The following is a 14,231-nucleotide window of genomic DNA, read 5'->3' as shown; positions in this document are numbered from 1 at the left end:
GTTAAGTCTGCAAAAGTATTTAATTTTATTAAAGTATAAATAATTTTATAACCTAAATTTTTGTTATAATTTAATTTATTTTTAGTATAAGTTAGTGCATGTATCTCTTTTTAGTTGTTAAAAAAGACAATGGAATTTTTAAAATAATGAGCAGCAGTATTTGATGAGAGTGATTTTTATTGAATTGTACTTGTTTTAGAGATTCAATTAGCTTTCACGATACGTTTTCAGTTGACTCGCATTCTAAAATATCAGATTCTGCTTGTTCGATCTCGTTATTTGTAATTTTTATTTCTAAATTGATTGTTCTTAAGTCTTTATGTAAATCAGAACTTATTGGGTTAGTTTTTAGTTTTGAATCAATTTCTTCTCTTTGTTTTAATAGTGTCTTAAGTGTTTCGGTGGCTTTATTGTATTGAGATTTATACAAATTGCATGGTTTGGTCATGGTTAGTTGGTTTGGTTATTTTTTAAGGTTGGCTAAAATACTAAAAATAAGTATATTACACAATTAAAATTAGTATTGTATGATTTTTTTTACTTTTGAAAAAGTTATGATAAAAAAAAAGCACTCTTTATTAAGAGTGCTGATTTATATAGAAGTTTTAAAACTTAATCTTGGTTAATTGTTTTTCTCCAAGTAAAAGAATTAAGGATGTGTCTTTTTGCGAATCTTCCAGGAGAGTCAGCATTTACCATTTTTACATAAGTAGCTTTAGGAACACTAATGTATTCGTAAACACTACCATTTGAAAAATTAATGATCAATCTTCCTTCAACAAATTTATAATCAGTAATTGTTGATGTTGATATTGTTTCGGTGTATTCTGGTAAGTTTATTTTAGTAGTTTCTGGATTGATGCTTACCAAAAAGTGATATGCTTCAATAATTTTCTTACTATTTTCTTCTGCAGCTTTTAAACCAGCTTCATCTCCTTGAAATTTATCAGGGTGTGCTTCTTTCATCGCGTTGCGATAAATGGTTTTTAAATCTTTTAATTCTGCAGTTTTGTCTACATTTAGCAACTTGCGGTATTCAACTATTTTTTTCATAAATAAGGTAACTACTTGTTTTTTAATATGAAATTATATTTTTTAATTTCAAAAACAACAATTTTTTGCAAAGGTACACTTTTTTTTAAGTTTTTACTTTGTCATAAAAAAAAAATCACTATTTGTCTTTTTTTAATTTAATTTTAAAAAAGAAATACAAGAATTATTGTTCGGGTTTGTTATTTGCTTTGTCAAAGTTTTTTGACTTTTTAGGATATTTATTATAACTAATATCACTTGGGTTTTCAATGATAGATTTTATTGTAATCCAATCACCTACAATATGTTTTGCTTGAACCATTTTATAATCTAAAAGATAAATACCACAAAAAAAATTGTTGTTTTCATCTTTTTCAATTATCCCAGTGTATACCCCTTTTTGCAACATTTTTTCTTCGGAACCTTTAGTCATAATGTAATTTTTAAAATATTCTAAGTTGCAAAGTTAATGATTTATTTAATGGTTTTTCTCTTCTTTACTTTCTGATTATATTTGCGCATGGAAAAAAATTTTCGCCCAAGCCCAAATTCTTTTAAAAATACGTTTTGTATTTTTAATGAAGAATCATTAGAAAAAATTAAAGACCTTAAAATACAATATCAAAGTAAGGCGGGAAGTAGTTATTATTATACAAATCTAGGTATGTATAGAGTTTCTAATCATTGGGGAAGATTAGCTAATAGTAAATGGCGTTTAATTCCATTAGAGCCTGAAACGGCATCAAAATTTAAATTAGGGTTTGCTAGTTGGGAAAGTTTTTACCCAGATAATGATACTGATAAACTCTATTATCTAGAGGCAGATTATACAACAAATACGGTAAACTATCAACATAGAAACAATCCCAATTACGATAATAAAGCTGTACTAAGAACCAGTTTTGAAACTACCAAAAAAATCAAACAAATTCGAAATTTATTTAATTTGACTTCTTGGGCAAAATATTATGAATATGATGATTTAAATGTTTTGAGAAAAAGCATCATTGATCAATTGATATATACCAATACAACTTTAGAAGAAATTAAAAATTTAATTTAATTTCTTCTAATCTGATGAAGCTATTAATTTTAAATCATTTAGGCTGATTGGTTTTGACATATAGCCTTGGATATCACTATTGTTTTTAGCTTTTAATTTATCATCAACAGCAATGGATGAGCTTGAAATATAAATCATTATTTTAGATTGAAGTTTTGATTTTAGAATGGCCATTTCACTCATAAAACCCCATCCGTCCATAACTGGCATTTCAATGTCAAGAAGAATAATTTCGGGTAGGTCATCATTACTTTCTATTGCTTTTTTTAAAGCATCTATAGCTTCTTTTCCATTTGAAAAAGTAACAGTTGAAGTGAAAATTTCGGATTTAAGGATAATTTTTTTCATGATGGTTTTATAAATTATATCATCATCAATTACCCAGATTTTTCTTGTTTTCATGTTATATAAATTTTAAAGGTAGTTCCTACACCAGGTTTGCTTTCTATTGTAATACTTCCTCCCATGGCTTCAATTTGATTTTTAGTAATAAATAACCCAATACCTTTAGCATTAGGATTATCACTAAATGTTTTATACATACCAAAAACTTTGTTTGCATTTTTCTCCAAATCAATTCCAATTCCATTGTCTGAAATTTCAATTACTTTAAGGTTATTCTCTTTTAGAAAATTTATTAAAATTTTTGGTTCTCGATCCTTGTGACTGTACCTGATGGCATTTGATATTATATTAAAAAGAATACTTTCTAGATAAGCTGGGTTATAATTAATTTCAATATCGTCACTAACATTAGAAGTGATATGCGCCCCTTTTATTTTGATTTGTTCTGCAAGGATATTGAAAGTATTGTCTATGTACTTTTTTAAATTTATTTTTTCAGAAACTAACCCAATATTAGTTTGGATATTTACAACTTCATTTAAGTTAAATAAAGTCTCATTAAGGGAATTAGATACAGTTTTTAATAATTGAACCATTTGTTCTCTCTCTTCATCAGATTCCGCAGTTTCAATAAGCCCTGTCAGTGATGTAATATTACTGGTATGCGATCTTAAATTATGTGACACTATATAGGAAAAATTCAGCAATCTTTTATTTTGTTCCGAAACTAAAAAAAAGGAACTGTTTAGATCTTTTTCGATTTCCTTAGTTTTAGTAACATCAATCATAATTCCTCTTAAACTGACTGCTTTATTATTTTTTGTTATTACGTTAACAATATCTCTCAACCAAACGATATTGCCATTTTTGGCAATCATTCGATATTCAAAATCATGGTCTAGCATTAAATTAGTTTGGTTTGAACAATATTTTACTACTTCTTCTTTGTCTTCAGTATAAATATGATCTGCCCAAAAAGTAGGACTTGATAACCATTCTTCAGTAGTATATCCCAAAATATTTTCTACCTTTTTACTAATAAATGTAAATTGGAATGTTTGTGCATCGCATTCCCAAACGATTCCATCAATAGTATTGATTAAAGATTCGATTCTTATTTGCGAATTGAGGATTATTTTTTCCTGTTTTTTTCGTTCGGTAATGTCCTCAGTTGAAATTATGACTCGCTCTAAAGTATCTTCATACCCCTTCATTACACTATAAATAAAATTGACATCTCTTATTTCCCCTTTTGGATTTTTTATTTTAGCATCCATTATTAAACTATTTTCATTTCTGCAAATTGCGATGATATGATTTGTGAATGAGGGGATTGCTACATCACTAAAAATAATGTCAAAATTAGTTAATAGTTCCGATTTAGTTTTGGGATCATATTGTATTAAACATTCATTATTTACATCAATAATATGAACTAAAGAAAAACATTTTTTAATTACTTCAGGATGTTGTTTTAAATATGAACTAATATTTTCCTTGGATTCATTGATTAGATTTAATTCTTGCAGATATTTTTTTACATGTGAATAATCTTGTTCCCACAATGGAAGAGGAGAATCATCAAAAAGACTTTTAAATCTAATTTGGCTTTGTTTAATAAGTTGTTCCGCTTCTTTTTTTTGTGTAATATCTTCAATAATTACAATGTTGCTAGTGGGTTTTTCGTTTTTTTTCCAAAGTGGAGTTACAGATAAATTGACCCAAATAACATCTCCCTTTTTGGTTAGATACCTTTTTTCTACGGTATAGTCATTGATCGTTCCGTTATTAATTTTCTTTACGGTAGCAATGTCATCTTTTAAATCATCTGGATGTGTAATAGATTGATAGTTCTTTTCTTTCATCTCTTTTTGAGTATATCCCAAAAGTTTACAAAATTGATTGTTTATTTCCAAAAATGTACCTGTGATGGGATCAACATTAGAGATACCAATTGCGGCTTGATCAAAAATAGTCTTGAATTTAATTTCGTTATCAATTAAATTAGATGCTTGTTTATCCACTAAGACTTGTAACTCAGCTGGTTTTTTCAACAATAGAAGAGTTAAAAAACCAAAGGTTAGTGCCAAGATGAAGCTTAAAATAATTGATACAATAAAAGAGGTTAGCGCATTCGTTGATTTTGTATCAATTAGATATAATTTCCAGTCCCCATCAGGAATTGTATTGGTTACGAAACTATTTTCTGATAATTTTATTTTTTGAGGTAAAAAATAAACATCTTTTTGAGTAATTGGATTTCTCTTAGAGATTTGAAAATAATATTTAGTTTTATCAATAGCATTTATACCAGAAGTTTTTAAAAGTTTGTCTAATTTAATAATGACTGCCGAAAATCCCCAAAATTTATTTTTTATGTACACAGGAAGCCTGCCCACAATTCCTTGTCCCCCCTGCCTTAATTCAAGAGGTCCTGCAAAGTACATTTTTTGATTTAAGATGGATTTTAAGGCTTCTTTCTTAAGATATGCTGACTTCAAAATATTCAACCCCATAGCAGCTTCATTATCTTTCATTGGGTAGATATACCTAATAATTCCATTTGGTACTAATTGTACAGCTTCGATACTATTATTGGATTCTATTAAACGTTGACCAATGGAATTAAAATCTTCAGGAATTCCATCATCATTAATAGTAAGTGCTAGTGTGAGTGTAGTTGTATAACAGTTTTTTAGAGATTGTTCTATGTTTTGTCGTAATACTTTAAGAGTATTATCCATCTCATCCTTTTTATTTTGTTTTTCTATATGATATTGCTGTATAGAGATATAGGAAAACACAACACTTAGGCTTAGAAATACTATGAAGCCTGTTGATTTGGGTTTATTTAAAAACCAGTTAATCAATTTCGACCAATTTATTTCAGATTTCATTTATTCTTTTTCTTGGTCTTAGATAAACCCATTATATTTAAAAGCTAAATGTAATTATTATGTTTTTAATTAACAAGTAAATATTTGTAACTAACATAAAATTCAAGCTTAAAACTAAAATCATTTAAATCTATGATTTGCTTAAATTTAAGGTTCTCAACTAAATTTATTTTAATAAAGGAAGATCATAAGAATGCATTAATGCAATTCTAAATTAAATTCACGAACTTTGCACGAGTTAAATTCAGGAATTTTCCTTTTTATATTTCATTAAGGATGTTTATGAAAAATTTAGTGCTAAAAAAAATGGAGTCTATTTAAAGTTAGATTTAAATATAAAAAAAATGAGCAGGAATAACGAAAGAAATATTAAAAAGCATAACGACAAGTTGCATAAAGCGCAGGATAAAGTGAAACAAGCTGAAATAACTCGTAAAGAGAAGTTAAAACAAATCGTTAAAATGTTTAACGAAGCTAATGCTATTGATAAAAAATAGAATTTATGGAAAACGATAAATTTGAGTTGTTAAAAAGTAATGTTCAGGAAATTATTGATTTGATTGCAAGTAGTAATGCAATTGAAGCCAATAATAAGTTGGTGGATGTTAGTGAACAATTGGATGAATTATTGGACCATTCTGATGAGGATGAAGATCTACGAGAAATCAGTAGGTATCAAGTTTTATTGAATAAACTTCATGAAAAAATCTTGGCTCTCGATGGTCTAGTTTAAGTGGTAAGTTTGATATATTAAAGATGAAATTAAATTGTTATTGTTGTTCTTCACTTTCGTATGAGGAATGTTGTGAACCTTATTTAAAAGAGATTAAAACAGCAGAAACAGCAGTTGTTCTAATGCGTTCACGTTACTCTGCTTATGCTATACAGCATGCAGATTATCTAGTAGCTACGACACATAGTTCCACTCGAAAACTTCATTCTAAAAGTGCTATTCTTGATTGGTCTCAAAGCAATCAATGGATAAAGTTGGAGGTTTTAAATGCAACAGCTACTACAGTTGAATTTAAAGCGTATTTTTTGGACAGCGATCACCAAATGCAAATTCATCATGAGTTTTCCGCGTTTAAAGAGGAAAACGGAAAATGGTTTTATGTAGATGGTACATTTCATTAATTTATAAGCAAGATTGAATTATAAGTGCGAGTTGCGTGAGTGATGGCAGTGGAAATCCCACGCTTTTTTGCGTGGATTGAGAACGTACAGCACGACCCTTGTGGTCACGCCCAAATTTTTTAGAATTAATTTTTAATTTCGCCAGTTGATCCATTAGTTTGTGGTGTTAATTCATAGATAGCATTTGGCTTTAAATTGGGTTCACTTCTATGAGAAACATATAAAATAGCCATATCAGTTTTTTGAGATAAAACCGTAATTAATTGAGTAACTAAAGCTGCATTTTCATCATCCAAACCTTCCACAGGTTCATCTAGAATTAATAAAGGAGGATGTTTGAGTACTGCTCTTACAATCAAAGCAAGCCTTTGTTGTCCTATTGAAAGTTGATTGAAGATGTTGTTTTTTAAATGAGTCATATTAATTAGTTCCAACCACTGACTCACTAGCTTTTTTTGTAAACTAGTAGGTTGCGTGTACAAACCGATGGAGTCAAAAAAACCAGACAAAATCATTTGTTCAAGAGTGTCTCTTTTTTGAAACAAATCGAGCATAGCAGTCGAAAAATAACCAATATTCTTTTTGATGTCCCAAATGCTTTCTCCGCTGCCTTTCTTTTTCCCAAAAAGGTAAACGTCTTGACCGTAACCTTTAGCATTTTCTCCAGTAATTAACGATAATAGAGTACTTTTTCCCGAACCATTTGGACCTAATAAATGCCAAAATTCTCCTTTTTTAATGGTCCAGTTTATGGTTTTTAAAATCGGTTTTTCCAAGTAACTCACATTGACTCCGTTCATTTGAATTAATATGGTATCTTGATATACAATGGGGTCAAATGCATCCGGAATTGATTTGAAATATGTGGTTGTCGTTTCTTCAGCTAGTTTTAAATCTTCTAACACAAACGAATTGTTTTGAATATGTGCTTTGTTGAGGATGAAGGAATGTAGGTCGGTATTGCGATTTACAATTTGGATCAATAGTACTTTTTTGGCCAGTTCTTCTAATGCAATTGTAATTGATTTTCTTGAATTTATATCCAAATGATCCAATGGATTATCGAGAATTATATAATCAGGTTCTTGCTTGATACAATAATTTAAAAATACTTTTTTTCGTTCCCCCGATGAAAAGCTGCTTAATTTTCGTGTAGTGTCAGTTGCAGCTTCAATGGAGTCGTATTGGTATTCTTTTTTGATGAAATTAGCAATGGCAATATCTGAAAAAAGCATTCCACTTTTGGTATTGAAATGACTTAGTTTCCCAACGGATTTGCCTTTAAGAATGGTTTCTATAAACGCTTTTTTATCTACTTGATTGGACAAAAGTATATCCCAATGTTCGTGTTGTTGCATTTTTAATTTTTAAAAATATAAAATTAAACTTATTTCCTATAATAGGATACAATTAAAATGAATTGTTGTAAAAAAATCCATTTTAACTAAAAATTAGTAATCGTTTGTCAAGGCTTTATTTTAAAATGATGTAATTTTAAAGTCTATGGAAAACGATAATAAAAAAGGTTTTTATTTCAAGCAATATGAAGCGCCAAATCAATCTCCGTTTGACAAACTCTTTGGAATTTTCAAGGAATTAATTACACATACTTCGGGAGATTTTGATGAAGCGATCGATTGGTTGCGGGAATTAGACAAGGAATATAAACTCACCGATGAACACTATACCATTGATGATTTTATCGAAGATTTAAAGAAAAAAGGGTATATCAAAGATGAAGTTAAAGAGGATGGAACTTCAGGATTGGGAATTACTGCTAAGACAGAACGTGCAATTAGACAACAAGCCTTAGACCAAATTTTCGGTAATTTAAAACGTTCTGGAAGTGGTAATCATAAAACGAAACACTCTGGAAACGGTGATGAGCACACTGGAGAGTTTAGAGAATTTCATTTTGGTGATGGTTTAGAACGCATTTCCTTGACGGAGAGTTTGCGTAATGCCCAAATTAATAACGGTGTGACTGATTTTATGTTAACCGAAAATGATTTGGTTGTCGAAGAAACCCAATACAAATCCCAAATGAGTACGGTGCTGATGATTGATATCAGTCACAGTATGATTTTGTATGGAGAAGATCGAATCACACCAGCCAAAAAAGTGGCGATGGCATTAGCTGAATTAATTACTACACGCTATCCGAAAGATACTTTGGATATTTTAGTTTTTGGAAATGATGCATGGACTATTGCCATTAAGGATTTGCCGTACTTAAAAGTAGGTCCTTTTCATACCAATACTGTTGCTGGATTGCAACTAGCAATGGATTTACTGCGTAGAAAACGAAATACGAATAAGCAAATTTTCATGATTACGGATGGAAAACCGAGTTGTGTACGAGAGCGAGATGGATCGTATTACATGAACAGTAATGGACTTGATGAGTACATTGTGGATAAATGTTACAGTCAAGCACAGCAAGCCCGAAAACTGCATATTCCCATAACCACTTTTATGATCGCTAATGATCCATATTTACAAAAATTTGTCAATAAGTTCACCGAAGCCAATCAAGGAAAAGCATTTTATACCGGACTGAAAGGTTTAGGTGAAATGATATTTGAAGATTATGAGACGAATAGGAAGAAGAGAGTGAAGTAAGTTGCAAATTTTCAAAGCTTTAAAGTTTCAAAGAGACAGAGTAACAAAGTTTAAGTGTTTCAAAGTTAAAATAATAAATAAGTTGAATTTTAAATCATTCAATTTTTAAATAATAAATATGAAAATAGAGAATATACATACATTAGGAGAATTAAAAGCAGCAGGATATAAAAGTATCTCGATTAAAGAGGAATTGCGTACTAATTTAAGAGAAAAGATTAAATCTGGAAAATCCGCATTTGAAGGGGTTCATGGTTTTGAAAACACCGTAATTCCAGAACTGGAACGTGCTATATTATCTCGCCATAATATAAATTTGTTAGGGCTTCGTGGTCAAGCCAAAACTAGGTTGGCGCGCAAAATGGTTGATTTATTAGACGAATACATACCGTTTGTGACGGGTTCGGAGATTAATGATGATCCTTTAAATCCAATTTCTCGTTTTGCCAAAGATATCATTGACATCAAAGGCGATGATACTCCAATTTCATGGTTGCATAGAAACGATCGTTTTTCAGAAAAGTTAGCAACACCAGATGTTACGGTAGCCGATTTGATAGGTGATGTTGACCCAATAAAAGCCGCTAATTTAAAGCTTTCCTATGCTGATGATCGTGTGATTCATTTTGGAATGATTCCGCGTGCTAATCGTTGTATTTTTGTTATCAATGAGTTACCTGATTTACAAGCGCGTATTCAAGTGGCTTTGTTTAATATTTTGCAAGAAGGAGACATTCAAATTAGAGGATTTAAATTGCGTATGCCACTAGATATGCAGTTTGTATTTACGGCAAACCCAGAAGATTATACCAACCGTGGTAGTATTGTAACGCCTTTGAAAGACAGAATAGGTTCTCAAATATTAACGCATTACCCAGAAACCATAAAAATTGCTCGTACCATTACGGAGCAAGAAGCGAAGCTTGATACAGTGCAAAGTGATATGGTTTATGTTCCTTCATTGGCCAAAGATTTACTGGAACAAATTGGTTTTGAAGCACGTGAAAGCGAATATATAGATAATAAAAGTGGGGTGAGTGCTAGAATGAGTATTACGGCTTATGAAAACTTATTGAGTACTGCGGAGCGTCGCGCTTTAAAAGCAGGTGTTGATAAAACAAGTTTGCGTTTGTCGGACTTTATGGGAATTATTCCTGCCATTACTGGAAAAGTAGAGTTGGTCTATGAAGGAGAGCAGGAGGGTGCTGCAGCTGTCGCTCAAAACTTGCTAGGTTCAGCAATTCATACTTTTTTCCCCGCTTATTTTCCAAAAATTGAAAAGCTAGAAAAACCAAATGAGAAAACAGCTTATACGGATTTAATAGAATGGTTTTTTGCCGAAAGTGGTTTCGAATTATTAGATGATGCAAGCGATGAAGAGTACCAAAGAATATTGGGAGCCATTGTCCCACTTGAAATTTTAATTAAAAAATACCAACCAGAATTGGCTAAGGAGGATAAGTTATTTATGAAGGAGTTTATTCTTTGGGCTTTGGTAGAGTACAATAAACTGAGCAAAGATCGTATATCAGAAGGATATCAGTTCAAAGATATTTACGGAAGTTATATTAGTAAGCTTTAATAGCTATTATTATCATTATTTAAAAAGCGTTTAGAAGTAGTTTTCTAAGCGCTTTTTTTTATTTCATAATTAAGGCAAAATGAGAATAGTATGTTATAAGTGATGTAATATGTACTACCTTACAACAGTTAGCCGTCCTTGCGGTTAATGAAAACCTAATGGAAAATAGCTTTGAAGCTTTGATTGCCACTTATATTGATAATAAAGTAGGTATATCTGAAAATTTTTTAAGTGATGAATTAGCTAATAATTTAAAGCAAAATTTACTCGCGTTAAACCAACAAGATTTATTGATTACTGCTGGAACAGGAAACTCAGAAGCGATTGCTTATGATAGTGCAGTGCGCAGTGATTCTATTTATTGGTTAGATAAAAAGAATAATAATGTGTTTGAAAATCAATTTTTTGAACAAATGGAAGCGTTTATCAATTATTTAAATGAAAGTTGTTATACCGGAATTACGGGTTATGAATTTCATTACTCCTTGTATGAAAAAGGAGATTTTTATTTGCAACATTATGATCAGTTTCAAAATAACCCGAGTCGAAAATATTCGATGATTAGTTATTTAAATAGTAATTGGCAGCCTGCTGATGGAGGAGAATTATTAATTCACCAGGATAATAACAACCAGAAAATTGCGCCCACACAAGGCAAAACAGTTTTCTTCAAAAGTGATGAGTTACTTCATGAAGTCTTAGTAACTCAAAACACCCGAATGAGTATTACGGGCTGGTTGAAATGTGATTAGTATTGATCTATTATTATTATTATTATTAGGAGAGTGTCAAATGTTCAATCTCTAAATAGCTTTAGTGTATTGTTTCTAGTTCAAGATACAATCTATTGGCTTCGTTTTCTAGTTGATCAATTTCTTTTCTCCAGTTTTCTATATCATTTTGTATGGAACGAATCTGTTCGTCTTTAGTACTTTCTGATCGTAATAATCTAAAATCTTCGGCATCAATTAGGTTGTTTTTCGATTCGACCAATTGATTTTTATCTTCAATAAGTAAATTTTTGATTTCGGCTAGACGAGTAGTAATGGAATCTTTTCTTCTTTTGTTATTATTTTCAGATTCTATTCTTTTTTGTATTTCTTCCTGAATGCGTTGTTCGTTCGATTCTTTTTGTTGTAGATTAATTTGTTCGTTACCAAACTCTGTTTGTTTGTTTTTTATGTCTAATTCATTTCTTTTATTATTCTGAATGATATTCAGTACTAAGACAATTATCATAATCGCTAAAAAAGCTATAGCCAAAAAGAAATAACTTTTCTTAAGGCCTAAAATAGTTTTAGATGTTTCGGTAGATTTTACTTTTTGAGTAGGACTAGCTCGTTTTATAGGTGGAGGAACAATATTAAAAAAAGGCCTCAAATCGGCTATCTCAATTGCATGTTTCCATTCGTCCATACCTTGATGCCAGACTAATGTGGTTTCCTTTATTTGTTGGGTTTTTAGTTCCTCTAGCGTAAATGGTCCGCCATTTTCATTGCCGTTATTAATGTAATACGTTCTCATTGATATGCTACAATTTTCTATGTAAAAGTACAGCGTAATATTACAAAAAAAATAGTATTCCTATTTAATTTCGTGAGTTGAATTGTTTTGAAATTCACTGCTATCACATCAAGAGATAATTAACAAAATACTCTCGTTAATTAGTTTATGGACTTGTTTATAGTTAGTTTTTTATTTATTTGTTTTCACAAAAAATCAACCGTATACTCTTGAAACATAATTTCCTTTTAGAAAGGCATTGGAATCAATTTGACTTTGCAAGATAGCACCTTGTGGATTAGTCTCCAGTAATAGTTGTGCTGCTTGTACTAGAGGAGCTGCCGTAGTAGTTTGTATGGCTCTTAAATAATGTTTCCCTACTAGAATAGGTAATATGGTTTTAGCTATTTCTCGACGGCGCAATACACCCTCTATATCCTTGCCTTCTACAGCAGCATATAATACAATTTGATCGTCTTCAACATGTGGAATAGCTACTTCCATTTTGTGTTGGAGTTTTTGAATTGCTGTCGTAGTATTGTCTTTGGTATTAATTTGTTTTTCTATCCATGCATAGTGACCAGGAAAGCGCAGCGTTTTATAATCGAGTGTACCTACTTTTCCAGTTAAGGCATCAGGCAAATCGGCAGCACCGCCAGAGGTTAAATCTTCCTCGTAGGTAATACCATCAATTATAATTGTAGCTCTTTCAGATAGAGAAGGGAGTGTCGTTTTATTGTAATCACGCAGCACAATGGTGTCTTTCAAATATTCAGTAGCTACACCTACGGGACTCCAAGTAAAACCATAATAATGTGGAGCAACAGCATTTTTAGTTAATGCACCTACTTTGAATTCTAAGGTATGAACGGAGTTGACTTTGTAATCAATACAAAATTGCTGAAATAATCCATTGGCTAATAAATCTATATAACCTGGGGCCAAACCAGTCTGAAGAATAAATCCTGTTTGTGAATTTTTGGCTAAGGCAATTATTTTATTAGTTTCGTCAACATATTCCGTAAGATTGGCGTAATGAAGGTTGTATTCTTTAGCGAGTTGTGCCATTTTGGGTGCTTGACTGCCTGGTAAACAATCCAATATGATATCGGCTTGCTTTAAAATGGTTATCATTTCAGGTGTAATTCCATCTTCAGGCAATAGAAACGGTTTAATAGTGCATGGTTTTGTACATCCGTTTTCTACCCAATGGGCTACTTTTATAGCTTTGGGTATCGATCTATTTCCTATAAAAATGCTGGGAGTAACTTCGCTCCATTCCATCAATAATAAAGCAGCAGCCTCAGCAATGCCTCCCGCACCAGCAATAATAATATGGAATTGCTTTTTCATTTATTAAAGTTAGTGAATTTTATTTAAATTGCTGAATGTTAGTTATTTAATTTAATAGTAAGTAGTTTGATGTAAAAATATTATTTTGTAAAGTAGTCTTTCTGTCAAGGATAGTAACGAAAAGCCCGCAAGGAATGAAGCCTTTTATAAAACAAAGCCCAAAACTGCGACCAAAGGAAGCTCGTTTTTGGGCTTATATTTTATGGGCTGAATACCGCGGACTTGAAGTGAATAGCCTGCTTGGACAGCCAACTTATTTTTAGAAGAAGTTTTGAATGTTAAGTTTATCTTTTGTTAGTTTAAAAATTCTTTAGATGTTATTCTAAAACACTGTTCTGTTCCTAAATACAAAGGATTCCCGTGTTTTTCGGACCAAAAGCCATCGAGTATGTCTTTGTTGATGCATTTGTAGACGGCAACACCTTTGTAGATGGTTTCGTCTTCGCTACGGTAGTTAAAATTAATAACTAGGATATTGTCTTTGAAAAAACCAGTGCCGTTTTGCACTTGATCACTTATTAACCAATGGGCTACAATTCGGTTATTTTCATCAAGAGATAAAGTGAGTACCCCTTTGTAACTGAGTTGTGCAATGCCGTCTTGATTTCTACCTTCAATAGTGTAGGTACCTACTAAATCTTGAATTGTCATTTTTTATTATACTTGATGTTTTTATTATTGCTTCAACGAGTGATTTTTC

Annotated in this window: 16 protein-coding genes; 7 read left to right on the top strand and 9 right to left on the bottom strand. The window is 31.1% G+C overall.

Translation table 11 applies throughout. The features are described 5' to 3' along the window. Positions 1 to 214: 214 nt before the first annotated feature. The 3 genes from AB3G34_RS07445 to AB3G34_RS07435 form a co-directional block, all read right to left on the bottom strand. Positions 215 to 448 carry a hypothetical protein gene (locus AB3G34_RS07445; protein WP_367770443.1) on the bottom strand — a complete coding sequence of 78 codons (234 nt, stop codon included), beginning with the start codon at positions 446 to 448 and terminating at the stop codon, positions 215 to 217. A 164-nt stretch (positions 449 to 612) separates the two neighbouring features. Further along, on the bottom strand, positions 613 to 1,053 hold the full coding sequence (locus AB3G34_RS07440; protein WP_367753544.1) for a KTSC domain-containing protein: 441 nt from the start codon (positions 1,051 to 1,053) through the stop codon (positions 613 to 615). A 163-nt stretch (positions 1,054 to 1,216) separates the two neighbouring features. Then, positions 1,217 to 1,465, bottom strand: coding sequence for a hypothetical protein (locus AB3G34_RS07435; RefSeq protein WP_367770440.1), 249 nt, complete (start codon positions 1,463 to 1,465; stop codon positions 1,217 to 1,219). A gap of 87 nt (positions 1,466 to 1,552) precedes the next feature. Between AB3G34_RS07435 and AB3G34_RS07430 the strand changes: the two genes are divergently transcribed. Then, the gene (locus AB3G34_RS07430) at positions 1,553 to 2,095 is read left to right on the top strand and encodes a hypothetical protein (protein WP_369753932.1); all 543 of its coding nucleotides are present in this window, start codon (positions 1,553 to 1,555) and stop codon (positions 2,093 to 2,095) included. Between the two features lie 6 nt (positions 2,096 to 2,101). Here AB3G34_RS07430 and AB3G34_RS07425 read toward each other — a convergent pair whose 3' ends face one another. Beyond that, positions 2,102 to 2,497, bottom strand: coding sequence for a response regulator (locus AB3G34_RS07425; RefSeq protein WP_367770434.1), 396 nt, complete (start codon positions 2,495 to 2,497; stop codon positions 2,102 to 2,104). Continuing rightward, the gene (locus AB3G34_RS07420) at positions 2,494 to 5,184 is read right to left on the bottom strand and encodes a PAS domain S-box protein (protein WP_369753931.1); all 2,691 of its coding nucleotides are present in this window, start codon (positions 5,182 to 5,184) and stop codon (positions 2,494 to 2,496) included. Before AB3G34_RS07420 ends, AB3G34_RS07425 begins: the two co-directional genes overlap by 4 nt. Before the next feature lie 497 nt (positions 5,185 to 5,681). Here AB3G34_RS07420 and AB3G34_RS07415 point away from each other — a divergent pair, with 497 nt between their 5' ends. The 3 genes from AB3G34_RS07415 to AB3G34_RS07405 are packed head-to-tail and all read left to right on the top strand — an operon-like array spanning position 5,682 to position 6,471. Beyond that, a complete protein-coding gene (locus AB3G34_RS07415) occupies positions 5,682 to 5,834 on the top strand; it encodes a hypothetical protein (RefSeq protein ID WP_369753930.1) in 153 nt (50 codons plus the stop codon). Positions 5,835 to 5,839: 5 nt separating this feature from the next. After that, positions 5,840 to 6,070 carry a hypothetical protein gene (locus AB3G34_RS07410; RefSeq protein ID WP_367770426.1) on the top strand — a complete coding sequence of 77 codons (231 nt, stop codon included), beginning with the start codon at positions 5,840 to 5,842 and terminating at the stop codon, positions 6,068 to 6,070. A 23-nt stretch (positions 6,071 to 6,093) separates the two neighbouring features. Further along, positions 6,094 to 6,471 (top strand): YchJ family protein, encoded by a 378-nt coding sequence (locus AB3G34_RS07405; RefSeq protein WP_369753929.1) that lies wholly within the window; start codon positions 6,094 to 6,096, stop codon positions 6,469 to 6,471. A 125-nt stretch (positions 6,472 to 6,596) separates the two neighbouring features. Here AB3G34_RS07405 and AB3G34_RS07400 read toward each other — a convergent pair whose 3' ends face one another. Then, positions 6,597 to 7,829 carry an ATP-binding cassette domain-containing protein gene (locus AB3G34_RS07400; RefSeq protein ID WP_369753928.1) on the bottom strand — a complete coding sequence of 411 codons (1,233 nt, stop codon included), beginning with the start codon at positions 7,827 to 7,829 and terminating at the stop codon, positions 6,597 to 6,599. Between the two features lie 145 nt (positions 7,830 to 7,974). Here AB3G34_RS07400 and AB3G34_RS07395 point away from each other — a divergent pair, with 145 nt between their 5' ends. The 3 genes from AB3G34_RS07395 (at position 7,975) to AB3G34_RS07385 (ending at position 11,427) form a co-directional block, all read left to right on the top strand. Then, positions 7,975 to 9,093: a VWA domain-containing protein gene (locus AB3G34_RS07395; RefSeq protein WP_369753927.1), complete on the top strand. Its 1,119-nt coding sequence runs from the start codon at positions 7,975 to 7,977 to the stop codon at positions 9,091 to 9,093. Positions 9,094 to 9,211: 118 nt separating this feature from the next. Further along, positions 9,212 to 10,675, top strand: a complete 1,464-nt coding sequence (locus tag AB3G34_RS07390) for a magnesium chelatase (protein ID WP_369753926.1) — start codon at positions 9,212 to 9,214, stop codon at positions 10,673 to 10,675. 158 nt (positions 10,676 to 10,833) lie between these two features. Next, positions 10,834 to 11,427 carry a 2OG-Fe(II) oxygenase gene (locus tag AB3G34_RS07385; protein ID WP_369753925.1) on the top strand — a complete coding sequence of 198 codons (594 nt, stop codon included), beginning with the start codon at positions 10,834 to 10,836 and terminating at the stop codon, positions 11,425 to 11,427. A 61-nt stretch (positions 11,428 to 11,488) separates the two neighbouring features. Here AB3G34_RS07385 and AB3G34_RS07380 read toward each other — a convergent pair whose 3' ends face one another. The 3 genes from AB3G34_RS07380 to AB3G34_RS07370 form a co-directional block, all read right to left on the bottom strand. Then, the gene (locus AB3G34_RS07380; RefSeq protein WP_369753924.1) at positions 11,489 to 12,199 is read right to left on the bottom strand and encodes a GYF domain-containing protein; all 711 of its coding nucleotides are present in this window, start codon (positions 12,197 to 12,199) and stop codon (positions 11,489 to 11,491) included. A gap of 195 nt (positions 12,200 to 12,394) precedes the next feature. Beyond that, complete coding sequence (locus AB3G34_RS07375; RefSeq protein WP_369753923.1) at positions 12,395 to 13,531, bottom strand: saccharopine dehydrogenase family protein; 1,137 nt, start codon at positions 13,529 to 13,531, stop codon at positions 12,395 to 12,397. A 294-nt stretch (positions 13,532 to 13,825) separates the two neighbouring features. Further along, positions 13,826 to 14,182 carry a hypothetical protein gene (locus tag AB3G34_RS07370; RefSeq protein WP_367770403.1) on the bottom strand — a complete coding sequence of 119 codons (357 nt, stop codon included), beginning with the start codon at positions 14,180 to 14,182 and terminating at the stop codon, positions 13,826 to 13,828. Between the last annotated feature and the right edge of the window lie 49 nt (positions 14,183 to 14,231).

This window comes from Flavobacterium sp. WC2409, assembly GCF_041200085.1.
Classification (GTDB): Bacteria; Bacteroidota; Bacteroidia; order Flavobacteriales; family Flavobacteriaceae; genus Flavobacterium.
Note: the sequence above shows the minus strand (reverse complement) of the source record. Positions and strands in the feature narration are given on the sequence as shown.

Bases quoted from the DNA above. Each gene is read 5' to 3' on its own strand.
- AB3G34_RS07405 (WP_369753929.1), top strand. From the start codon at position 6,094: ATGAAATTAAATTGTTATTGTTGTTCTTCACTTTCGTATGAGGAATGT.
- AB3G34_RS07410 (WP_367770426.1), top strand. From the start codon at position 5,840: ATGGAAAACGATAAATTTGAGTTGTTAAAAAGTAATGTTCAGGAAATT.
- AB3G34_RS07430 (WP_369753932.1), top strand. From the start codon at position 1,553: ATGGAAAAAAATTTTCGCCCAAGCCCAAATTCTTTTAAAAATACGTTT.
- AB3G34_RS07380 (WP_369753924.1), bottom strand. From the start codon at position 12,199: ATGAGAACGTATTACATTAATAACGGCAATGAAAATGGCGGACCATTT.
- AB3G34_RS07400 (WP_369753928.1), bottom strand. From the start codon at position 7,829: ATGCAACAACACGAACATTGGGATATACTTTTGTCCAATCAAGTAGAT.
- AB3G34_RS07390 (WP_369753926.1), top strand. From the start codon at position 9,212: ATGAAAATAGAGAATATACATACATTAGGAGAATTAAAAGCAGCAGGA.
- AB3G34_RS07440 (WP_367753544.1), bottom strand. From the start codon at position 1,053: ATGAAAAAAATAGTTGAATACCGCAAGTTGCTAAATGTAGACAAAACT.
- AB3G34_RS07415 (WP_369753930.1), top strand. From the start codon at position 5,682: ATGAGCAGGAATAACGAAAGAAATATTAAAAAGCATAACGACAAGTTG.
- AB3G34_RS07425 (WP_367770434.1), bottom strand. From the start codon at position 2,497: ATGAAAACAAGAAAAATCTGGGTAATTGATGATGATATAATTTATAAA.
- AB3G34_RS07420 (WP_369753931.1), bottom strand. From the start codon at position 5,184: ATGGATAATACTCTTAAAGTATTACGACAAAACATAGAACAATCTCTA.
- AB3G34_RS07445 (WP_367770443.1), bottom strand. From the start codon at position 448: ATGACCAAACCATGCAATTTGTATAAATCTCAATACAATAAAGCCACC.
- AB3G34_RS07385 (WP_369753925.1), top strand. From the start codon at position 10,834: ATGGAAAATAGCTTTGAAGCTTTGATTGCCACTTATATTGATAATAAA.
- AB3G34_RS07375 (WP_369753923.1), bottom strand. From the start codon at position 13,531: ATGAAAAAGCAATTCCATATTATTATTGCTGGTGCGGGAGGCATTGCT.
- AB3G34_RS07435 (WP_367770440.1), bottom strand. From the start codon at position 1,465: ATGACTAAAGGTTCCGAAGAAAAAATGTTGCAAAAAGGGGTATACACT.
- AB3G34_RS07370 (WP_367770403.1), bottom strand. From the start codon at position 14,182: ATGACAATTCAAGATTTAGTAGGTACCTACACTATTGAAGGTAGAAAT.
- AB3G34_RS07395 (WP_369753927.1), top strand. From the start codon at position 7,975: ATGGAAAACGATAATAAAAAAGGTTTTTATTTCAAGCAATATGAAGCG.